Raw genomic sequence first — 21905 nt, forward strand, 5'->3', positions numbered from 1 at the left:
GCCTAGAGGGCCTCGGCGCCACTGACGATCTCTGTCAACTCGGTGGTGATCTCCGCCTGACGGGCGTTGTTCATCAGGCGTGTGTACTTCTTGATGAGCTCGGTGGCGTTGTCACCGGCGGCCTTCATGGCGCGCTGACGGGACGCCAGCTCGCTCGACGCCGCGTGGCACAGCGCGGAGTAGACCCGGGCCCGGACGTACCTCGGCAGGATCTCGTTGAAGACTTCCTCCGGGTTCGGCTCGAACTCGAACTGGTTGGCGTGCTCGCGCAGATCGTCGAACCGCTCCGAGACGTCGTCCCCGAGGTCGTTGGCGTCCGAGATCTCCAGGGGCAGCAGCCGCAGGACACGGGGTTCCTGGCTCACCATGGAGTTGAACTGCGTGTAGACGAGGAGGACCTCGTCCACGCCGTTCTCCTCGTACGCGGCACTGATGTCGTGCATGAGGCGCTCCGTGAGCTCCTCGGCGCGCTCCGTGCTCGCGCTGTCCGTGTTGCCGGTCCAGAAATCGTCGTAGTCACGGTGCCGGAAGTCGAAGTACGCCTTGGCCTTGCGCCCCACCAGGTAGATGTGGGCTTCCTTGCCCTGCGAGCGCAGCAGCTCCAGCAGCTCCTCCGTGCGCTTGAGCACGTTGGAGGAGTAGGACCCTGCGAGGCCGCGGTCCGAGGTGAAGACCATGACGGCGGAGCGCCGCACCTGGTCCGGGACCGTGGTCAACGGGTGGGAGATGTTGTGCTGCGTGGCGATCTGGGAGGCCGCGCGGGTCAGCGCGTTGGCGTACGGGTACGCACCTTCGAGACTCTGACGGGACTTGCTGATGCGCGAGGTCGCGATCATCTCCATCGCCTTGAAGATCTTCTTCATGGACGAGGTGGACGCGATCTTCTGTCGGTAGACCCGAATCTGCGCTCCCATGGGCTTTTCCTTTCGGCACCGCGGTGGTGCGCCGACGGACGGCGCACCACCTCAACGGTTACTTCTTGACGATCGTTTCCTGGTTCACGGAGCTCGAGCCCAGGGACTCGTGCTCCTCGACACCGGCCTCGATCCCGTGCTTGGAACCGTGGAAGTCCCGCTTGACCTCGGCCACGGCCGTCTTCAGCGCCTCGATCGCGTCGTCCTCGAGCTTGCCCGTGGAGTTGATCGAGTCCATGACGTTGGTGGTCCGGCGCACCTGGTCCAGCAGGGCGCGCTCGAAGTCGCCCACGTTGGCCACGTCCACGTCGTCGAGCTGGCCGGTGGTGCCCGCCCAGATGGAGACGACCTGGTCCGCCACGGGGTACGGCGTGTACTGGGGCTGCTTGAGCAGCTCCATCAGACGCTCACCGCGGGTCAGCTGCTGGCGCGAGGCCGCATCCAGGTCGGAGGCGAACATGGCGAACGCCTGCATGGAGCGGTACGAGGCCAGGCTCAGCTTCAGCGTGCCGGAGACCTTCTTCATGGCCTTGACCTGCGCGGCACCACCCACGCGGGACACCGAGATGCCCACGTCCACGGCGGGGCGCTGGTTGGCGTTGAAGAGGTCCGACTGCAGGAAGATCTGACCGTCGGTGATGGAGATGACGTTGGTCGGGATGAACGCCGAGACGTCGTTGGCCTTGGTCTCGATGATCGGCAGCCCGGTCATGGAGCCCGCGCCCAGCTCGTCGGAGAGCTTGGCGCAACGCTCGAGCAGACGGGAGTGCAGGTAGAAGACGTCGCCGGGGTACGCCTCGCGTCCCGGCGGGCGGCGCAGCAGAAGGGACACGGCCCGGTAGGCCTCGGCCTGCTTGGAGAGGTCGTCGAACACGATCAGGACGTGCTTGCCGCCGTACATCCAGTGCTGGCCGATGGCCGAGCCGGCGTAGGGGGCGAGGTACTTCAGACCGGCCGACTCGGAGGCCGGGGCGGCCACGATCGTGGTGTAGTCCAGGGCGCCGTTGTCCTCGAGCGTCTGACGCACGGCCGCAATGGTGGAGGCCTTCTGACCGACCGCCACGTAGATGCAGCGCACCTGCTTGTCGACGTCACCGGACTCCCAGTTGGAGCGCTGGTTCAGGATGGCGTCCACCGCGATGGCGGTCTTGCCGGTCTGACGGTCGCCGATGATCAGCTGACGCTGGCCACGCCCGATCGGAATCATGGCGTCGATCGCCTTGATGCCGGTCTGCAGCGGCTCGTGCACGGACTTTCGCATAGTCACGCCCGGAGCCTGCAGCTCCAGCTCGCGGCGGCCGTCCGTGGCAATGGGGCCGAGGTCGTCGAGGGGCTCGCCCAGCGGGTCCACCACGCGGCCGAGGTAGCCCTCGCCCACGGGCACCGAGAGCACCTCACCGGTGCGGTGGACCTCCTGGCCCTCCTCGATGCCCTGGAAGTCGCCCAGCACCACGACGCCGATGTCGCGGGTGTCGAGGTTCAGGGCCAGGCCCAGCACCCCGTTCTCGAACTTGAGCAACTCGTTGGCCATGACGGAGGGCAGACCCTCCACACGGGCAATGCCGTCCGCTGCGGACGACACGCGTCCTACTTCTACTCGTTCCACGTTGCCGGGATCGTAGGACGCCGCGAAATCGTTCAGCGCGCTACGGACTTCATCGGCATTGATGGTCACATCGGCCATCTGCTGTCCCTGCTCTCTACGTCGTGTGATCATCGACTCGACGATGACCAAGCTTGTTCTTGTCGCGATGCGTTGCCCCATCGCCGTGCGACCGCGTGTGCGGCCCGTGGAGGCAACGCGACGGGACTCCGGCTCGCACCGGCTCCCCGCGATCCTCGCTCCACGAGAGGATCAGGCTCCGATCCGCTGCTCCAGCTGGTTCAGCCGGTGCGTGAGCGAACCGTCGATGATCTCCTCACCGACCTGCACGCGCAGGCCACCCACCAGAGCCGGGTTGGTCTCGGTGGTCAGCTTGAGGTCCCGTCCATACAGCCGGTTCAGCCGGTCGCGCAGGGCGTCCAGCTGGTCCTGGCGCAACGGCCGGGCCGACTCCACACGGGCGATCCACCGCTGCTGACGGTCTGCCACCCACTGGGCGAACTGTTCCAGCAGGCGACCGGGGAGGGCCCCCCGGGGCTCGCTGGCTGCGCGTTCGATCAGCAACGCGGCCTCCTCGGAACCCGGCGTGCTCAGCCGACGGGCGAGGGTGACCTTGGCCTCCGCGGACGCCCGGGAGTCCGAGAAGGCGCTCTGCACCTCGGCGGACCGGTCCAGCATGGACTTGAACCGGATGAGTTCGTCCACGAGCGACTCGAGGGCGTCCCCGCCGCCGCGGTTCTCGGTGGCGGCTGCCGCCACGAGCACTGCGGTGCGCTCGAGGGCATCACCCAGCTGACGCTCGGTGGTGCTGCGCTGGGAGGCGAGCTCCGCGGCGATGTCCACCGCCACCTCGTGGGCCCGGCCGTCGAGGAGGGAGTGCACGAGACGAGCACGGTCCTCAGCGGGGCGGGAGGGATCCGTCAGGGCCCGGCGCAGAGCGCCGTTCTGGTCCACGATGTCCAGGATCTCGAACAGCTGGTGTGCGATCTCCGGACTCGCGGACGGTGCCCAGCGGTCCACGTCCACGGTGAGCGGACGATTCGGTTCGTTCGATGCTTCTGCCATTACCGTGCAGCTCCCGTGCGGCTCTGCTCGGCGTCCAGGTCCGCCAGGAAGCGGTCGACCACGCGGTTGGCGCGGTCGTCGTCGTTCAAGGACTCCCCGACGATCTTGGACGCAAGCTGTGTTGCCAAAGTGCCGACCTCGTCGCGCAGGGAGACCACGGCCGCCGCACGCTCGGCCTCGATGGCCTTGTGAGCGTTCTCGGTGATCCGGGCGGACTCCATGTTGGCGCGGTCCTTGAAGTCCGCGAGGATCTTCTCACCCTCGGAGCGAGCTTCCTCACGGATCTTCTGGGCCTCGAGGCGAGCGCTCTCGAGCTGCTGGTTGTACTCGTCGCGAGCAGCCTTCGCCTCGGCCTGAGCGGCCTTGGCCTTGGCAAGTCCACCCTCGATGGCCTCCGAGCGGTCCTTGTAGACCTTCTCGAACGCCGGGACGATGTACTTGATCGCGATGAAGAGCAGAATCACGAACCCGATGAAGGTAATCAGCATTTCCCAGGTGTCCGGGATGAGAGGGTTCTGAGCCTCTTCCGCTGCCATCACCATTGCGTTCATGAGCGCGATTCCTGTTCTCTAGTTAGGGCTTGTCCGATGGGCATTGCCCTACATGATGAAGGCGAGGACCAGGCCCAGGATGGCCAGGGCCTCGACCACGGCGAAGCCCATGAAGAGCATGGGCTGCAGGACGCGCTGGGACTCGGGCTGGCGGGCCACGGACTGCATGTAGGCAGCGAAGATGAGACCCACGCCGATGCCACCGCCGATGGCAGCGAGACCGTAGCCAATGACGCTAAGCGAACCTTCCATTGTGGATATTTCCTTTCTGGGTGCCCGCGGGTGCGGGCCGTGGTGCCGTTACGGGAATCGTAAGCAGGCGATGGTCAGGGGTGAGCGGCCCGGGGGTCGCGCTCCTTCGTGGGGCTAGTGCCCCTCCTGCAGTGCGCCCTGTACGTACACGGCGAACAGCAGGGTGAAGATGTAGGCCTGGAGGACCTGGATGAGCAGCTCCAGGAAGTAGATGAACAGTCCGAGGACGATGCCGAAGACCGATCCGCCGATCCCCACGATGCCGCCCACCTCGGTGGCCAGGTACGCGGTGAGGCCCGCGGCCACCATCATGGCCATGTGGCCCGCGAACATGGTGGCGAACACACGCAGCGCGTGAGTCACGGGACGGATGATGAGGTTCGAGAGGAACTCGAGGGGGATGAGGATCACGTAGAGGATCTTCGGGACGTTCGGGGGCATGGTCATCTTGACCATGAACTGCCCGAAGCCGTGCCGGCGGATGCCCACGAAGACCCACACGACGTAGGCGATGGCGGCCATGACGTATGCCGAGCCCGGGTGGGAGAAGGTGGGCAGCTGCACGAGGGGGATGGACCCGAACAGGTTGTTCACCAGGATGAAGAAGAAGAAGGAGAACAGCAGCGGGATGAAAGGGCGGAAGTCCTTCTCGCCGATGATGTCCCGGCCCAGGTGGTTGCGGACGAAGCCGTAGCCCATCTCGCCCAGGTACTGGCCCTTGGAGGGAACCATGGCGCGACGGCGGATCATGTACATGAAGCCCGCACCGATCAGCACCACGGAGAAGAGGATCAGCAGCGACTGCTTACCGAAGGCGAGGGACCCCACTTCGAACAACGGGGGAAGATGCATGTCTTCCGTGGAAGGGGCCACGAATTCGGCCGGAATCCTCAGGGCGGGGTTCAATACGGGTCCTTTCTGCGGTATCCAGACCGGTCACACTCCGGGCCGGTGGCCCGGATCAGATGACTTCGTTGTCTCCGACGTGGTCTTCTGCGGGGCGTGGCTCCGATTCAGCGCGTCCCTCATGTGGAGGTAGCCGAGGTACACCCCGGCGGACGCGCCGAAGACGGCTCCCGCGATCACAATCCACCGTGTTCCCAGCAGGTGATCCAGGAGCCAGCCTATCAAACTCCAAAACGCCGCACCGACCACGACATACAGCAGCACGGCGAGTCCTCCGCTCAGGCCGCCGCGCTCCACGAGCTCTCCCGCAGTGTAGAGGGAGTCCTGTCGCGCGGAGTCGACGTGTCGCTGCGAGGCGCCCCGCGCGGAGCGGGGTTTCCGGGGGTCCTGGGGGCCCGGCGAGGAGTTCATGGGGTGTGCCTTTCAGGGGTGCCCACGGGCGGTTGACCGGACCCGTGGAGCGCGTCGTGGTGGCGGCCGGGTGCTTCCCGGCCGAGGAGCGTGGTGGCCGCACCGGACCGGGGACCGGGTGCGTCGCGCGGGGACGGTGCGGCAGCGGCGTCGTCGTGCGCGGCTGCGGAGTCCGCTCCCCGGGCGGATCGTGAGGCCAGGAGCGCGCGCGTCTGCTGCCCGGACACGCGCCCCGTGAGCCGGGCGAAGCGCACGAGCGCGAGCACGAGGCCGACCAGCGCGGCGCCCAGGAACACGCTGGGGACCAGCCAGGCGGGGGGCGCGAGCGTCAGGAGCAGTCCACCGGCCACGAGCACCTTGAGCAGGTACAGGCCCGCGAGGGCAGGCGCGGTGGCCGCGGGCGCGACGCGGAACATGTGCGCGGCCACCAGCACGGTGGTCGCGGAGCTCGCCGTGACCAGACCGGCCCCGAACGCGGCCGAGCGGACGCCGTCCGGAAGCTCCAGCACGAAGGCCGCCGCCACCGCGAGCGCCGCCGCCACGAGGGCGACCGCGGACCAGGTTCTCGCACCGTGGCCGTAGGAGCTGTCACCTGCGGGAGCGGGGGTGTGGTCGGGCCCGGTCACGTGTCCACGCCCCGCCGAGCGGTGCGGAGGCGTCCGAGCAGCGTGGGCGCCAGCAGGTACGCGACGACCACGGCGACCACCGCCACACCGGCGACGGCGGAGCCCGTGCCGTTTGCGCGCAGGCCGTAGAGGGAGATGACGCTCACGAGCACCGTGGCACCCGTGACCAGCAGGGACGCCTGGACGTGGGAGAGCCCCGCGTCCGTGAGCCGCTGGTACGCGTGCTGGCGGTGCGGCTTGTACCAGACCTCGCCGCGGCGGATCCTCAGCACGAGGGTCACCGCGGTGTCCGCGAGGTAGATCAGCAGCGGGGGCAGCAGGTACTCCACGTACACGCCGGAGAGGAACGCGCCGATCGCGGTGGCCACGACCGCTCCCCCCAGGACGTACGATCCGACGTCCCCCAGGAACACCGTGCCGCGCCCCAGGTTCCAGGGCAGGAAGCCGAGGAAGGCCCCGGCCACGGCCAGACCGGCGCAGACCATCCACGGCATGCCGTTCACGCCGCCGGCCCACGCGTAGAGCAGGCCCACCGCTGTGCCGTGCATGCCGGAGATGCCGTTGATCCCGTCCATGAAGTTCGCGATGTTGATGTACGCCACGGTGGCCACGACCCCCACGGGCCACCACCACGCGGGAACCCCGAGGGCCACGATCAGCGCGGCCGTGCCCAGCGCTCCGATCAGGGCCTGAACGCCCAGGCGCACGGTGATCGGCACTCCCCGGTAGTCCTCCGCCCAGCCGAGCGCGGCACTGGCAACCATCATGGCCAGCACCACCAGGGCGATGGAGCGGTCCACGGGGATAAGGCCGAAGACCAGCGCCCCCGCGTACGTGACCACCAGGGCGAGCGCCACGGCGAGGCCCATGCCGCGCAGGACCGGTCGGGTGTGGGACGAGCGTTCGGTGGGGACGTCGATCACTCCCCACCGCGTGAGCAGGGGCCGCACGGCGAACGGGAGCAGGACGGACAGCACGAACGCCACCCCCAGGGTCCAGGGCGCCAGCGTCAGCAGCAGCTCAAGGGCCTCGCCCTCGCTGAGGGTTGCGGGACCGGTCACCAGTCCGGGCAGCGGTGTGGCCAGGACCGCGGCGGGGCTCATCGCGGCGCTCACGATCCGCTCCCCCGGTCGTCCCCGTCGCGGGCGGCCCGCGACCCCTCGACGGGTGCGACGTGGCCGCCTCGCGCAGAGCTGCCGTCCCGCGGGACCGCATTCCCCCGGTGGGGACTGCCGTCGCGGGGTGCCGCGCCGTCGCGGTCGGGGGCGGCGCTCCGGCCGCCGCGTCCCGACGACGCCGCGCTCTCGGCTGCGCGCGGCACGGAGAAGTCCGTGATGCGGGGCTGGGTGCTGGCAGGAACCTGCGGGATGGACCCGGTGAACAGCATGCCGCCGCGGACCTTCCACACGTGGCGGTCCAGGTTGGCGGGGTCCAGACGCTCGGCCCTCGCGTGCGAGATCTTGGGGTGGAAGGGACGTTCGTCCGTCTCCCCCGTGCCGATCAGGTCCTCGTGCAGCTTCTCCCCGTGGCGCAGCCCGGTGATCTCGATCCGGATGTCCTCGCGCCCGGACATGGACCGCAGGCGCTGCGCGATGTCCATGATCCGCACGGGCTGGCCCATGTCCAGGATGAGCACCTCTCCCCCGCGGGCGATCGCGCCGGCCTGGATGACCAGCTGGCACGCCTCGGGAATGGTCATGAAGTAGCGGGTCGCGTCCGGGTGCGTGACCGTGATGGGCCCGCCCTGGCGGATCTGCTCGGCGAACAGCGGGAGCATGGACCCGCGCGAGCCGAAGACGTTGCCGAAGCGCACGGAGGCGTAGCGCTTGCCCGTGCGGTCTCCCGTCCACGCGGTGAGCTTCTCCGCCACGCGCTTGGAGTGCCCGAGCGCGGTGGTGGGGTTCGCGGCCTTGTCCGTGGAGATGTTCACGAACACCTCCACGTCCACCGCGGCGGCGGCGCTGAGCACGTGCAGCGAACCCATCACGTTGGTCTTCCACGCCTCGTCCGGGTACTGCTCCAGCAGCGAGACGTGCTTCAGCGCCGCCGCGTGGAACACCACCTGGGGCCGGCGCTGCTCGAACACCCTGTTCACCGACTCCTCGTCACGGATGTCGCACAGCACGGTGTCGTTGCCGTCCAGCAGCCCGCGCCCGGTGATGGAGATCTGCGTGGCCTGCAGCCCGGACTCGTCCCGGTCCACCATGATCAGCTCCGCGGGCTCGAAGCCCACGAGCTGACGGCACAGCTCGGAGCCGATGGATCCGCCCGCACCGGTCACCAGCACCCGCTTGCCGGTGATGTAGCCCGCGATCGAGTCCACGTGGATGTCCACGGGGCGGCGTCCGATGAGGTCCTCCATGGAGATGTCCCTCAGGTCCACGCCCTGGTTCGCGCCCGTGAGCATCTCGCTCAGCGGCGGGACGGTCATCACGCGGGTGCCCGTTCCCTCCACGGCGTCGGAGACGCGGCGCATGGTGCGGGGGTCCACGTCCGCCACCGCCACGATCAGCACACCCGAGCGCGTGTGCTCGAGGACGGAGGCGGCGTCGTGCAGCGTGCCCATGACGGGCACGGAGGAGATCCGCAGGTGCTTCTTGGCGGGGTCGTCGTCCAGCAGGGCAACGGGCAGGAAGCCGGAGGCCGGGTCCTGCATCATGCGGTGCACCAGGAACGTGCCCAGCGCGCCGGCGCCGAAGACGACCACGTTCTGGGCCTGGTCACCGGGCTTGGCCGTGGACTCCTGGTACATGCGCTTGAGGTAGCGGAACGCGGCCATGAGCAGGCACGCGAACGGGAAGGCGATGAACCCCACGGAGCGCGGGATGCTCAGCGAGACGCCGAAGACCAGCAGCAGGCCCTCCAGCAGCGCGGTCACGATCACGGTCACGACCACCAGCAGCTTGGCCTCGTCGAAGCTGCCGAAGGAGTAGCGGCCCTTGTAGAGCGCGAAGGAGAACCCCACGAGCAGCTGCAGCACCACGGCCACGGCGCACGTGATCACCAGCCCGCCCACCGACACGAGCTCCACGTTGAGCTCGAAGCGCAGCAGCACGGCCACCCACAGCGCCAGGATCCACGCGGCCGAGTCCAGGATCATCTGGATCCACAGCCATGCGACCGGTTTCTCGGCTCGGGGGGTGGGACTGAGGGGGTTGACCATGGGGCCGTTGTCCTTTCGGGTGCGCGCGGGTCAGCCGTTGCGGTGGCCCACCATGAGCCGGTAGGCCGTCTCGCGCACCCGCAGGGGCACGAACCGGTAGCCGCCGCGCACCATGACGTTCACGGCCCATTGTAGGAACCCCACGTGCCCCAGGGCCCGCAACCTGGCCTGCAGCGCGAGCTCCGCCTTCAGGACCCGGTACCCGCCGCGGCGTTCGTAGGACCCGGAGGAGACGCGGTACCCGACCAGCGGCTCACCCACGTTGCGCACGTCCGCCCCCGCGTGGAGCATGCGCGCCCACAGCCAGTAGTCCTCCGCCATGGGCACGTCCTCGTAGCCTCCCACGGCCTCCACGGCGCTGCGGCGCAGCACCACCGTGGGGTGGGACAGCGGGTTGCGGCGACGGCTCACGGCCGCGATGCGTTCCGCGCCCACGGGTGCCGCGCGCAGTGCCACGGGGTTCTGCTCGTCGTCCCCGATCTCGTGCATGGACGCGCCCACGACGTCCGCGCCGTCCTCGATCAGGGGAAGCTGCTGCTCGAAGCGCCGGGGGTAGGCGACGTCGTCCGCGTCCGCCCGCGCCACGACGTCGTGCGCGCACTGCGGCAGGGCGGTGTGCAGGGCGCGAGCCAGACCGCCGTTCTGGGCGAGCCGCAGCACACGGACCGGAATCTGCGAGTCCGCCTCGAGACGGCGCAGCTCGGTCTCCAGCGGGGGCGACACGGGGCCGTCCTGGACGAGGACCACCTCGGCCGGCGGCCGGGTCTGGTCCACGGTGTTGGACTCCACCGCGCGCCGCAGCCGCTCGGGCGTGTCCCCGTGGTAGACGGGGAGCAGGACCGAGAACGGGACGGGGATCCCCGCAGCGTCCAGCGGCTCAGCGAGGGCCACCGAAACCCCGCCCGCGCATGCCGTCGGTGTAGAGCCGCGCCCACGTGCGCAGGCCCTTGAGATCCCTGGTCTTGATGTAGTGGGCCGGGTAGCCGATCGCGTCCGCCCCCAGCTGCACCACGCGCTTGTAGTGCCACGAGACGTACCCGCGGTTGCGGAAGAAGTGGCGCTGCTTGAACTCCCCCGGCGGGATCAGCACCTGCAGCTTGCCGGGAACCACCACGTGCTCCTCGTCCCACCCCGGGGGGTGGGAGACCGCCGTGGTGGTCACGGTGCCGAACGGCAGACCGCTGCGGCGAAGCCGCACCAGGAAGTCCACCTCGTCCCCGCGCAGGAACAGCTTGAGGTCCGGCAGCCCCACGCGGAAGAACACGGACTCGTCCACCAGGGCGCCGTTGAAGAAGTTGGCGTAGGAGTCGAGGAAGCCCAGGGGTTCGAGGTCCGCCCGCCGGTGCGTGATGCCGCCCTCCAGCCGGTACGGGAAGGAGAGCAGCGAGTGATCCTGCGGTGCCACGATCAGGGGTGAGACCACCGCGAGGTCGCGCTCCCGCGCGGCGGTGCGCAGCACGGCGAGGCACTCGGGGTCCTCGGGGTGGGCGTCGTCGTCCATGAGCCAGACCTGCTCCGAGCCGGCCGCGAGCGCCGTGAGGATCGCGAGCGCGAAGCCGCCCGCGCCACCCAGGTTCGCCTCCGAGCGGCGGTAGTGCAACGCGAACGCTCCCCCGATCCGCTGGCGCAGCCGGTCCTCGTCCAGAGCGGCGCGCCCCGCGTCCACGAGGCACAGGCTCGCCACGGGCTCGGTCTGGACGCGCAGCGCGTCGATCAGGGTGTCGACGTCGCCGGGCCGGTCCTGCGTGACGCACGCCACACCCACGCGCGCGCCCTCGTGGTCGGTGGCCCTGGCACTGTTCTCCGTCATTGACGCCCCCGAGACGACTCGTGATTCTGGCGGTGTTCGCTCACCCCGTGCCGGAGAGCGTCGCGGCAGCGGCACCCGGGCGCGGATGAACTCCCGGAGTCTATCAACGCCCACCCGGACGATGCCTCGGTGTCCGCTGGACGCCCGCGGCTCGGTCACGGCATCCACCCTGCCCGGCCGGGCGCTACCGTACGATGGTCGAACCACCATGGGAGGAGACACACAGTGACGGTTCACAGCTGGCGCGTTCTCGGGGCGACGGGTTTCATCGGCTCCGCGATCACCACGGCCCTGCAGGCCCGGAGCATCCCGGTCACGCCCGTGGCCTCACCCCGCCTGGCCTCCCCGGCCACCACCGTCCACCACCTCGTGGAGCACGCCCAGCGGCTCGAGTCCGTGATCGACTACCTGGCCGACTCCTTCGCCGGCGCGGACACCGTGGTCAACGCGGCCGGCCTGGCCGCACCGGACCAGACCCACCAGCAGTCCCTGACGGGTGCCAACGCCCTGCTGCCGGTGCTGGTGGCGCTCGCGGCGCACCGCACCGGTGTCCGGCGGGTCATCCACATGAGTTCCGCGTCCGTGCAGGCGGACGCCCCCGTGCTGGACGAGTCCATCCGCACCGCGCCGTTCTCCCCGTACTCGTTCTCCAAGGCGCTCGGAGAATCCGCGCTGTACCGGCTGCACTCCGAGTGGCGCTCCGAGAAGGGCGCACCCCAGCTCACCGTGATCCGCGCCACGTCCGTGATGGGCAGCGAGCGGCGGACCACGCGCAGGCTCGCGCGCTTCGCCTCCTCGCCGCTGAGCTCGGTGGCCGGGGACGGCTCCGCACCCACGCCCGTCACCTCGGTGACCGCGCTCGCGCAGTTCACCGTGGCCGTGGGCGAATTCCCCCGGGCCCTGCCGCCCGTGATCCTGCAGCCCTGGGAGGGCGCCACCACCGGCTCCGTCCTGCGCGACGCCGGACGCCGGGAGCCGCTGTCCATCCCGCCCTGGCTGTGCCGCGCCGCGATCGCTTCCGCGCGTTTCCTCTCGCAGGCATCGGGGCACCGCTACGCCGGCGCCATCCGGCGGCTCGAGGTCACATGGTTCGGCCAGCAGCAGGTTCCGGGCTGGGCGCACGAGAACGGTGTGCTGCCGGAGCCGCACGTGCAGGAAGTGCTGCGCCAGGCCCACCTGGCCCTCGGCCGCTGAGACGCGCTCCCGCGCACTCCCCCGCGACGACACCGCCCGGCCCGCACCGCCGCGCCGAAACCGTCGGCGCCAGGGACGGCCTCCGGGCGAACTGCGCCTGCGCCGCGCGCTTGCGGGGGTGCCGGGGCAGGGTCAGGCCTGCGGGTCCTGGGTGCCGTCGGCCACGAGCCGTTCGGCGTCCGCCATGCTCAGCGCACTCGTGCCACCCCAGCGGGGCTCGTGCCGGTGGTTGCGGTCCCGCACCTGGTCCACCGGGCGTGCATCCTGTGACGGGCCGTCCCACACCATGGCGGTGATGAGCTCCTCGTCGGACGTCTCGTCACCCTCCTCGGCGTCTCCGTTCACGGGAGCGGGCCGGCCGGTCCGCACGGCGCTGCCCGCCAGGCCGGCGGCCACCGCGCCAGTGGGCTCCACGCCGTTCTGCTTGGCACGTTCTTCACAGTCCCGCGCGGACGACGCCGCCGCTGCCGTGCCAGCACCGCCCGTTGCGCCGTCCTCGTGGGCACGGCCGTCCCCGGCCGACGCGGAGGGACGCTGCGAGGTGGTCTGGGCCGCGGCGTCGTCGAGCCCGCCGCCGTGGACCGCGGGGACGACCTCGCGCAGCCGCTGCAGGGGGATGGCGCCGTGGCGCAGCACCACCGGCGTCTCCCCCGTGCAGTCGACGATGGTGGAGGCGGTGTCCCGTGCGTCCTCCGCGGGCTCCTCGACCGGCCGGGGACCGTCGTCGAGGTAGAGCGGCACCCGGTCCTGGAGCATGTCCTGGGCCGCCTGCGCCGTGCGGGCGGCGGGCATCCCTGTGCGGTTCGCCGAGGAGACCGCCATGGGACCCACCCGCTCGAGCACGGCCCGCGCGGCGGCGTCGTCCGGCACGCGCAGCGCCACCGTGCCGTGCGTCTCGCCGAGGTCCCAGCCGAGGGACGGCTGGGCCCAGCACACCAGCGTCAGGGCCCCGGGCCAGAAGGCCTCGGCGAGGGCGCGGGCGTCCTCGCTGACCTGGTCCGCGAGCGCCTCCATGACCTCGGGGCGGGCGATCAGCACCGGCGGCGGCATCTCGCGGGTGCGGCCCTTGGCGCCCAGCAGGCCCTGCACGCCCGGTGCGGAGAAGGCGTCGCAGCCGATGCCGTACACCGTGTCCGTGGGAAGCACGACGCACTCGCCGTCGGCCACCACCTCCGCGGCCCGCGCCACAGCGGTCTCCCGCTCCTCCTCGGTCCCGCAGGGCAAGATCTCGCTCACGAGCAGCTCCTCAGCTCATCGTCCGGGTGTGCGTCCGGCATGCGGGCCGTGGTGGCCCGGGGCCGGTCGGTCAGGTCGTGGTGGACGCGGACGTCCTGGAACCCGCGCTCGGTCAGAGCCAGCGCCACGGGCTCCACCTGGGACTCCGCGTGCTCCATGATGAGGGATCCCCCGGGTCGCAGCACCCGCAGAGCCGTCTCCATCACGGCGATCGGGTGGCGCATCCCCGCCCGGTCACCACCGTAGAGCGCGGTGGGCGGGTCGTAGTCGCGCACCTCCGGGTCCCGGGGAATCTCGCCGTCCGGAACGTAGGGCGGGTTGCTCACGACCACGCAGAAGCGCCCGGCAGTGTCCGGGGTGACGTCCCGGTAGTCGCACTCCAGCAGTCGCACGCGCGAACCGGACAGGTTGCGGCGGGCCCACTCCAGGGCACCGGGTTCCCGCTCCACGGCGGTGACCCGGCACGCGGGGTCCTCGCTCGCCACGGCCAGGGCGATCGCCCCGGTGCCGGTGCCCAGGTCGATCACGGCAGGGCGGGTCTCGCCCGCCTCGCGCCAGAGCCGCGCGTCGTCGAGCGCGAGCTGCACGAGCAGCTCCGTCTCGGGACGGGGCACGAAGACCCCGGGGCCCACGGCGAGCTCCAGATCGCGGAAGGGCGCGGTGCCCGTGATGTGCTGCAGCGGTTCCCGGGCGGCCCTGCGCCGGACGAGGTCGCGGTAGCCCGTGGGCTCGGGGGCCCCCAAGATGGCGCGGGCCTCGGTCTCACCGCGCGATAGCCCCAGCGCGTGGGCGGCGAGCAGAGCGGCGTCGGCGTCCGGGGACGCGACACCCGCGGCGGCGAGCTCCGCTCGACCCCACGCGATGGCCTGCGCCAGAGTGCTGCTCACCGGGCTCAGCTCTTCCGGCCCGCGGACCCCTGCTCCGCCGAGTCCTGGCCCAGCTGCTCCAGGCGGGCCCTCTCGTCGAGCTCGACCGCCGAGGCGATCACCGGTTCCAGCGCGCCGTCCAGGACGTGGTCCAGGTTGTAGGCCTTGTAGCCGGTGCGGTGGTCCGCGATCCGGTTCTCCGGGAAGTTGTAGGTGCGGATCCGCTCCGAGCGGTCCACGGTGCGGACCTGGGACTTGCGGGCCGCGGCGTTCTCCGCGTCGATCTGCTCCTGCTGGTGCGCGAGCAGCCGGGCGCGCAGCACGCGCATGGCCGCCTCGCGGTTCTGCAGCTGGGACTTCTCGTTCTGCATGGAGACCACGATCCCCGTGGGGACGTGGGTGATGCGCACGGCCGAGTCCGTGGTGTTCACGGACTGACCGCCGGGACCGGAGGAGCGGTAGACGTCGATCTTGAGGTCGTTCTGGCTGATGTCGATCTCGTCCGGCTCGTCCACCTCGGGGAACACGAGGACACCCGCGGCGGACGTGTGCACCCGACCCTGGGACTCGGTCACGGGAACTCGCTGCACACGGTGGACCCCGCCCTCGTACTTGAAGCGGGCCCATGCCCCCTCGGACGGGTCCGAGGAGCTGCCCTTGACGGCGAGCTGGACGTCCTTGTAGCCGCCCAGCTCGGTGGGGGTCGAGGAGAGGATCTCGGTCTTGAGACCGGACTGCTCCGCGAAGCGCACGTACATGCGCAGCAGGTCCCCGGCGAAGAGCGCGGACTCGTCCCCGCCCTCCCCCGCCTTGACCTCGAGGATCACGTTGCGGCCGTCGTCCGGGTCGCGCGGGACGAGCTTGCGGCGCAGCGCCTCACGGGCCTCCACGAGCTCGTCCTCGAGGGGCTTGACCTCCGCCGCGAGCTCGGGATCCATGCTCCCGAGCTCGCGCGCGGCCTCGAGGTCCTCGGACAGCCGTTCCACCCGACGGTGTGCCTCCACGATCCCGTTGAGCTCGGAGTAGCGCCGCCCGAGCTTCCGGGCCCGGCCCGCGTCCGCGTGCACGGCGGGATCCGCCAGTTCGCGCTGCAGCTGAGCGTGCTCATCCAGCAGCGGCTGAACGGGGTCGGACATGTGGGGCACTCCTTGATCGACGGGTGGAACGAGCGGACCGCGGGTGCGGTTCCTAGTGGCCGGCCAGCGTGGTCTTCTGGACCTGCATCAGGAACTCGGCGTTGGACTGGGTGTCCCGCAGCTTGCTGGTGAGCAGCTCGAGCGCCTGCTGCTGCTCCAGACCGGAGAGCACGCGGCGCAGGCGCCACATGATCTTGATCTCCTCGGAGGACAGCAGGTTCTCCTCGCGGCGGGTGCCGGAGGAGTTGACGTCCACGGCCGGGAAGATGCGACGGTCCGCGAGCTGGCGGGAGAGCCGCAGCTCCATGTTGCCCGTGCCCTTGAACTCCTCGAAGATGACCTCGTCCATCTTGGACCCGGTCTCCACGAGCGCGGTGGCCAGGATGGTGAGCGAGCCGCCGTTCTCGATGTTGCGGGCGGCGCCGAAGAACTTCTTGGGCGGGTACAGCGCCGCGGAGTCGACACCACCGGACAGGATGCGCCCGGAGGCGGGGGCCGACAGGTTGTACGCACGGCCCAGACGCGTCATGGAGTCCAGCAGGACCACCACGTCCATGCCCATCTCCACGAGGCGCTTGGCGCGCTCGATCGCGAGCTCCGCGACCGTGGTGTGGTCGTCCGCGGGACGGTCGAAGGTCGAGGCGATGACCTCGCCCTTCACCGTGCGCTGCATGTCGGTGACCTCCTCGGGGCGCTCGTCCACGAGCACCATCATGAGGTGCACCTCGGGGTTGTTGGTGGTGATCGCGTTGGCGATCGACTGCAGCATGAGGGTCTTGCCCGCCTTGGGCGGGGAGACGATCAGGCCGCGCTGGCCCTTGCCGATCGGTGCCACGAGGTCCACCACGCGGGGACCGATCTTCTTGGGGTCGGTCTCCAGGCGCAGCCGCTCCTGCGGGTAGAGCGGGACGAGCTTGTTGAACTCCACCCGCTCCTTGTTCTCCTCGGGCGTGCGACCGTTGACCGAGGTCAGCTGCACGAGCGCGGAGAACTTCTGGCGGGAGCTGTTGTGCTGCTCCCCCTCGCGCGGGGCACGGATGGCGCCCACCACGGCGTCGCCCTTGCGCAGGTTGTTCTTCTTGACCTGCGAGAGGCTCACGTAGACGTCCGAGGGACCCGGGAGGTAGCCGGAGGTGCGCACGAAGGCGTAGTTGTCCAGCACGTCCAGGATGCCCGCCACGGGCAGCAGGACGTCGTCCTCGGTGATCTCCACGTCGTCCACGTCCGGGCCGTTGTTCCGGTTGCGGCGGTTGCGACGCTCGTTGCGGTCGTTGCGGTCCCCGCGCTCGCCGCGGTCATTGCGGTCGTTGCGGTTGCGGTTGCGCCGGTTGCGGCGCGAGCCGCCCTCGCCGTCCCCGCCGTTGTTGCCGCGGTCGTTGCGGTTGCGGTTGCGGTCGTTGCGGTTCTGGCCGTCCTGGCCGTTGCCGCCGTCCCCGGACCCGTTGTCCTTGGACCCGTTGTCCTTGCCGCCGCGGCGGTTCCCCTGGTCCTGGCCGTTGTCCTTGGCATCGCCCTGCTGGCGCTGACGGCCGCCCTCGGAGCGGTTGTCCTGGCCGGACTTCTGGTCCTGCTTGCCCTCGCGGGACTTCTCGTCCTGCGAGGAGGCGTCGCGGTCCTGCGGCGAGGACTTCTCGTTGCGGTTGCCGCGGCCGCGCTGGTTGCGGTTGCCGCGGCCGTCCTTGGACTCGTCGGACTGCTGCTCGGAGCCGTCCTGGGCGGAGCTCTGCTCGGCCGACTGCTCCGCATCGTTCTTGTCCTGGCCGGAGCGGGCGCCGTGGCGGTCCCCGGAGGCCGTGGCGCGGCGGGAGCGCCGCGAACCGGACTGGCGCTTGCCGCCCTGGTCCCCGGACTCGTCCTCGGCGGACTCGGTGGACTTCTGCTGCGAGCCCTCGGCGGGCTCAGCGGCGTCGTCGGAGCCGGTGTGGCGCTGGGAGGCCTTGCGGGCGGTCTGCTGGATCTTCTCCTCGACGGCCTTGTCGCGCTCGGCGACGGCGCCGCCGCGCTGGTGGGCCTCGATGGCCTCCACGAGGAGGGACTTGCGCATGCGGCGCGCGCCCGTGATGCCGAGCTGCGCGGCGAGCGCCTGCAGCTGGGCGAGCTTGAGACCGGACAGTCCGGTGCTCTGCGCGGTGGAGGATTCCGTTCCCTGTTCGGGGGCGGTGGATTCTGTCACGAAGGTTCCTTCTGACTCGGTGGGGGCTGCGGCATTCAGATCGCCGGCAGCCCGGCGTTGTGGGTGTGGGCCGCGCGCGGCGGGCCACGAGAGGCACGCGCGGTGAGCACGCGTGATCAGCAATGAAGTCCCCCGAATCCCCCGCTCGAGCGAACTGCCACATCACAGAGGTGGCGGGGCTTCACGGGAGAGGATCGCAGAGAGGCGACGCCTTCGAACACCTGCGGTGGGTCACTGCGCACGGGGCTCAACTGCGGGGCTGCGTCATCCGACAGGCGGACGCTCACCCGGGGCCTATTGCGTGGATGCCTCCACTTTAGCACCCTCGCCGGGCACCCGCAGGGCAAGCACCCGCCACGACACGGGCTCGCCCCCGTGGCGGCGGGTCGACGACGCCGGGTCCGCGGTGATCTCCCCGATCGCCTCCTGCGCCGCTCGCGCCCGCTGCCCACCGTTCGCGAGCGTCAGCACCGTGGGTCCCGCACCGGAGATCAGAGCGGCGTGACCGCGCTCGCGCAGCCCGGTCACGAGCTCCCAGCTGGGCGCCATGGCCTGCGCGCGGTAGGGCTGGTGGAGCAGGTCGTGCGTGGCGTCCAGCAGCAGCTCGGGGTGCTGCCCGAGGGCCGCCACGAGCAGCGCGGCCCGGCCCGCGGTGACCGCCGCGCTGCGGTGGGCCACGGTCTCGGGAAGCAGCCCGCGTGCCACCGCAGTGGCCACCTCGAAGTCCGGAACAGCCACCACCGGCACCACGTCCGGGTGCACGGCCATCGGAACACTGTGGAAATGCCCTTCCGTCTCCCAGGAGATCGTCAGACCGCCCAGGAGGGTGGGGGCCACGTTGTCCGGGTGTCCCTCGAGCCGCGAGCACACCTGCAGCAGGGCGTCGTCGGAGAGCCGCGCGGATGCCGGCAGCAGGGCGTTGCCCGCGAGCACACCCGCCACCACCGCGGAGGCGGACGATCCCATCCCGCGCCCGTGCGGGATCACGTTGTGGGCCGTGAGCCGCACCGGGGGCAGGACGCCGGCCCCGGCGGCGTCGAACGCGGCCTGCGCGGCACGCAGCACCAGGTGCTCGCCCGTGCGCGGGACGTCCTGGGAACCCTCGCCGTGCAGCTCGAACTCCAGGCCCTCGCGGATGCGGGTGAGGCTCACGGTGTCACGGTGCTCCAGTGCGAGGCCCAGGGAGTCGAAGCCGGGACCCACGTTGCCCGTGGACGCCGGCACCGTGACGCGCACGGTGGCGCCCACCGGTGCCACGCCGCCGTCCACGCGCCCTGCCCCGTGGGCCGCCGGGCGCGCCGATTCCCGGGCGCTCACGCGAGACCGAGGGCCGCCGCGACGGACACCACGTCGAAGGGAACCCGCGTGGGCTCCGCCGCCTGCGGATCCTCCGCCTCGGCACCCTTGACGGCCCACTGCGGGTCCTTGAGCCCGTGGCCCGTGACGGTCGCGACGATCGTCGCACCGGAGGGCACCTCCCCCGCGCGCGCCTTCTTGAGCAGTCCCGCGACGCTCGCGGCGGAGCCCGGCTCCACGAACACGCCCTCGCGCGAGGACAGCCAGCGGTGCGCCTCCAGGATCTGCTCGTCCGTGACGGCGTCGATGAGTCCGCCGGACTCGTCCCGGGCCGCGACCGCCGTGTCCCACGAGGCCGGGTTGCCGATCCGGATGGCCGTGGCGATGGTCTCCGGCTCCGTCACGGGGTGGCCCAGCACGAGGGGCGCTGCGCCCTCCGCCTGGAAGCCCCACATGGCCGGGGTGCGCGTGGCCACGGCGGGCAGCACCTCACCGGACGTGGCCGGGGTGTCCTGCGCGTACTCGCGGTAGCCCTTCCAGTACGCGGTGATGTTCCCGGCGTTGCCCACGGGCAGCACGTGGATGTCCGGGGCGTCGCCCAGGGTGTCCACCACCTCGAACGCAGCGGTCTTCTGGCCCTCGATGCGGTACGGGTTCACGGAGTTCACCAGGAACACCGGGTAGGACTCGGAGAGCTTGCGGGCGACCTCCAGGCAGTTGTCGAAGTTGCCGTCCACCTGGATGATGTCCGCTCCGTGGGCCACGGCCTGGGACATCTTGCCCATGGAGATCTTGCCCTCGGGCACCAGCACCGCGCTGCGCATCCCGGCCTGCTTGGCGTAGGCGGCCGCGGACGCGGACGTGTTGCCGGTGGACGCGCACACCACGGCCTGCGCCCCGGCCTCCTTGGCCTTGGTGATGGCCATGGTCATGCCGCGGTCCTTGAAGGAGCCCGTGGGGTTCATGCCCTCGAACTTGAGCCACACGGTGGAGCCCGTGAGCTCGGACAGCGCCCGCGCACGGATCAGCGGGGTGCCGCCCTCCCCCATGGTCACGACCTCGGTCTGCTCCGTCACCGGCAGCCGGTCCCTGTACTCGTTGATGACGCCCCGCCAGACGTGTGCCATGCCGTGTTGCTCCTCGGGTCAAGTGCTTGCAGTTCAGCTCGTGCTCCGACCGCCTCCGGGCGGTCACCGGTTGCCGGGCGACGACGCCGCCGCCCGGTTCGCGCTCTATTCTCCCGTCTCCACCGGGGTCACGGACACCACGTCCCGGACCGCGTCGAGGCCGCGCAGCGTCTCGACCGTGGCCATGAGGTCCTCGTGGCGGCCCTCGTGCGTGACCAGGCGCAGCATCGAGGTTCCGGTCACCCGGGGGTCCTCGCTCTGCTGCATGGTGGAGATGGAGACCCCGTGGTCCGCGAAGACCTGGGCGAGCCGCGCGAGCACACCCAGCCGGTCGGACACGGCCAGGGTCACGGCCAGCCGGGTGCGGACGTCGGCCATGCTCACCGCGGGCAGTCCCGCGTGGTCCGCGAGCGGGATCCCCTGGGCCCCCAGGGCGATCGCGCGTGCCGCGGAGACCAGGTCCCCCAGCACCGCGGACGCCGTGGGCTCACCGCCGGCACCCTGTCCGTAGAACATCAGGGACCCGGCCGAGGCCGCCTCCACGAACACCGCGTTGTAGGCCCCGCGCACCCCGCCGAGCACGTGCTGGCGCGGGATCATCACGGGGCTCACGCGCAGGTTCACGCCCTCCCCGCAGCGCTCCCCCACCGACAGCAGCTTGATCACGTACCCGGCTTCCCGTGCGGCCGCGACGTCCTCCGCCGTGACACCCCGGATGCCCTCGCAGTGGACGTCGTCGATCGTGTAGCTGGAGTGGAACGCCAGGGACGCCAGCACGGCGGTCTTGGCGGCGGCGTCGTGGCCCTCCACGTCCGCGGTGGGGTCCGCCTCCGCGTAGCCCAGGCGCTGGGCCTCGGCCAGGGCGTCGTCGAACGCGGCACCCGTGGTGTCCATCTGGTCCAGGACGAAGTTGGTGGTGCCGTTCATGATGCCCAGGAACCGGTCCACGCGGTCGCCCGCGAGCGAGTCCCGCATGGGGCGCACGATCGGGATGGCCCCGGCCACCGCGGCCTCGTAGGACAGCTGGGCGCCCGAGGCACCCGCGGCGTCCTGCAGCTGCCGTCCGGACTCCGCGAGCAGCGCCTTGTTGCCCGTGATCACGGACTTGCCCGCGTCCAGAGCGCGCAGCACGCGCGTGCGGGTGGGCTCGATCCCGCCCGTGAGCTCCACGACGACGTCCGCGGCGTCGATCACGGCATCCGCGTCCGTGGTCAGCAGCTCGGCGGGCAGCTCGACGTCCCGCGGGGCGGCCGTGTCCCGCACCGCGATCCCGCTCAGTTCCAGGCGCACCCCGCTGCGCAGGGCCAGCTCGTCCCCACGCGTGAGCAGGACGTGGGCCACCTGGGAGCCCACGGTGCCCGCGCCGAGCAGGCCGACCTTCAGGACGGGAGTCTCGTGGGTGGTCGTCGCAGTGGTGGTCATGGCTCCTGTGCTCCTCCGTGGTCTCACGGGTGTCGGTGACATGGGGTGGGCCGCCGCCGTGGTGCGCTGCGGCCCCGGGCGGGCTGCCCGCGCCGTGCTCCGGCCGGGCGGTGGTCCAGCTGGGCAGGGCGGGTGTTCGCGGGATGCCCGCCCC

General features: G+C 70.9%; 20 protein-coding genes. 1 reads left to right on the top strand and 19 read right to left on the bottom strand.

Features of this window, described 5'->3' with window-relative positions:
- Nucleotides 1–2: 2 nt before the first annotated feature.
- From AABM36_RS09715 to AABM36_RS09770, 12 genes are all read right to left on the bottom strand, one after another.
- Nucleotides 3–914, bottom strand: coding sequence for a F0F1 ATP synthase subunit gamma (locus AABM36_RS09715; RefSeq protein ID WP_059281178.1), 912 nt, complete (start codon nt 912–914; stop codon nt 3–5).
- Nucleotides 915–972: 58 nt separating this feature from the next.
- Nucleotides 973–2598: a F0F1 ATP synthase subunit alpha gene (atpA, locus tag AABM36_RS09720; RefSeq protein ID WP_019309349.1), complete on the bottom strand. Its 1626-nt coding sequence runs from the start codon at nt 2596–2598 to the stop codon at nt 973–975.
- Nucleotides 2599–2769: 171 nt separating this feature from the next.
- Nucleotides 2770–3582: a F0F1 ATP synthase subunit delta gene (locus tag AABM36_RS09725; protein WP_047978492.1), complete on the bottom strand. Its 813-nt coding sequence runs from the start codon at nt 3580–3582 to the stop codon at nt 2770–2772.
- Nucleotides 3582–4133, bottom strand: coding sequence for a F0F1 ATP synthase subunit B (locus tag AABM36_RS09730; RefSeq protein ID WP_019309351.1), 552 nt, complete (start codon nt 4131–4133; stop codon nt 3582–3584). Before AABM36_RS09730 ends, AABM36_RS09725 begins: the two co-directional genes overlap by 1 nt.
- Before the next feature lie 48 nt (nt 4134–4181).
- Nucleotides 4182–4385, bottom strand: a complete 204-nt coding sequence (atpE, locus tag AABM36_RS09735; RefSeq protein ID WP_019309352.1) for an ATP synthase F0 subunit C — start codon at nt 4383–4385, stop codon at nt 4182–4184.
- Between the two features lie 114 nt (nt 4386–4499).
- Nucleotides 4500–5291, bottom strand: a complete 792-nt coding sequence (gene atpB / locus AABM36_RS09740; protein WP_019309353.1) for a F0F1 ATP synthase subunit A — start codon at nt 5289–5291, stop codon at nt 4500–4502.
- Nucleotides 5292–5321: 30 nt separating this feature from the next.
- Nucleotides 5322–5702, bottom strand: a complete 381-nt coding sequence (locus tag AABM36_RS09745; RefSeq protein WP_019309354.1) for an AtpZ/AtpI family protein — start codon at nt 5700–5702, stop codon at nt 5322–5324.
- On the bottom strand, nt 5699–6328 hold the full coding sequence (locus AABM36_RS09750; protein ID WP_059281179.1) for a hypothetical protein: 630 nt from the start codon (nt 6326–6328) through the stop codon (nt 5699–5701). Before AABM36_RS09750 ends, AABM36_RS09745 begins: the two co-directional genes overlap by 4 nt.
- The gene (locus AABM36_RS09755; RefSeq protein ID WP_082019320.1) at nt 6325–7443 is read right to left on the bottom strand and encodes an MraY family glycosyltransferase; all 1119 of its coding nucleotides are present in this window, start codon (nt 7441–7443) and stop codon (nt 6325–6327) included. Before AABM36_RS09755 ends, AABM36_RS09750 begins: the two co-directional genes overlap by 4 nt.
- On the bottom strand, nt 7440–9491 hold the full coding sequence (locus AABM36_RS09760) for a polysaccharide biosynthesis protein (RefSeq protein ID WP_059281180.1): 2052 nt from the start codon (nt 9489–9491) through the stop codon (nt 7440–7442). Before AABM36_RS09760 ends, AABM36_RS09755 begins: the two co-directional genes overlap by 4 nt.
- Before the next feature lie 30 nt (nt 9492–9521).
- Nucleotides 9522–10382 carry a glycosyltransferase gene (locus AABM36_RS09765; RefSeq protein WP_019309358.1) on the bottom strand — a complete coding sequence of 287 codons (861 nt, stop codon included), beginning with the start codon at nt 10380–10382 and terminating at the stop codon, nt 9522–9524.
- Entirely contained in the window at nt 10369–11301 is a 933-nt protein-coding gene (locus tag AABM36_RS09770; RefSeq protein ID WP_019309359.1) for a glycosyl transferase, read from the bottom strand. The genes AABM36_RS09765 and AABM36_RS09770 overlap by 14 nt, the downstream gene beginning before the upstream one ends.
- 225 nt (nt 11302–11526) lie before the next feature.
- Here AABM36_RS09770 and AABM36_RS09775 point away from each other — a divergent pair, with 225 nt between their 5' ends.
- Nucleotides 11527–12495, top strand: a complete 969-nt coding sequence (locus tag AABM36_RS09775) for an NAD-dependent epimerase/dehydratase family protein (protein WP_047978489.1) — start codon at nt 11527–11529, stop codon at nt 12493–12495.
- A gap of 132 nt (nt 12496–12627) precedes the next feature.
- On the opposite strand, the gene AABM36_RS09780 is transcribed toward AABM36_RS09775, so the two are convergent.
- From AABM36_RS09780 to AABM36_RS09810, 7 genes are all read right to left on the bottom strand, one after another.
- Nucleotides 12628–13731 (bottom strand): L-threonylcarbamoyladenylate synthase, encoded by a 1104-nt coding sequence (locus tag AABM36_RS09780; protein ID WP_047978488.1) that lies wholly within the window; start codon nt 13729–13731, stop codon nt 12628–12630.
- Nucleotides 13728–14618 carry a peptide chain release factor N(5)-glutamine methyltransferase gene (gene prmC / locus AABM36_RS09785; protein WP_423446008.1) on the bottom strand — a complete coding sequence of 297 codons (891 nt, stop codon included), beginning with the start codon at nt 14616–14618 and terminating at the stop codon, nt 13728–13730. Before prmC ends, AABM36_RS09780 begins: the two co-directional genes overlap by 4 nt.
- Nucleotides 14619–14623: 5 nt before the next feature.
- On the bottom strand, nt 14624–15733 hold the full coding sequence (prfA, locus tag AABM36_RS09790) for a peptide chain release factor 1 (protein ID WP_019309363.1): 1110 nt from the start codon (nt 15731–15733) through the stop codon (nt 14624–14626).
- A gap of 52 nt (nt 15734–15785) precedes the next feature.
- Entirely contained in the window at nt 15786–17906 is a 2121-nt protein-coding gene (gene rho / locus AABM36_RS09795; RefSeq protein WP_059281182.1) for a transcription termination factor Rho, read from the bottom strand.
- Nucleotides 17907–18200: 294 nt separating this feature from the next.
- Nucleotides 18201–19163, bottom strand: coding sequence for a homoserine kinase (thrB, locus tag AABM36_RS09800; RefSeq protein ID WP_082142012.1), 963 nt, complete (start codon nt 19161–19163; stop codon nt 18201–18203).
- 56 nt (nt 19164–19219) lie between these two features.
- The gene (gene thrC, locus AABM36_RS09805) at nt 19220–20329 is read right to left on the bottom strand and encodes a threonine synthase (RefSeq protein WP_039101955.1); all 1110 of its coding nucleotides are present in this window, start codon (nt 20327–20329) and stop codon (nt 19220–19222) included.
- 105 nt (nt 20330–20434) lie between these two features.
- Nucleotides 20435–21751 (bottom strand): homoserine dehydrogenase, encoded by a 1317-nt coding sequence (locus tag AABM36_RS09810; RefSeq protein WP_070638435.1) that lies wholly within the window; start codon nt 21749–21751, stop codon nt 20435–20437.
- Between the last annotated feature and the right edge of the window lie 154 nt (nt 21752–21905).

Origin of the sequence: Kocuria sp. KSNUG (assembly GCF_049532735.1) — a bacterium.
Lineage (GTDB): Bacteria > Actinomycetota > Actinomycetes > Actinomycetales > Micrococcaceae > Kocuria > Kocuria rhizophila.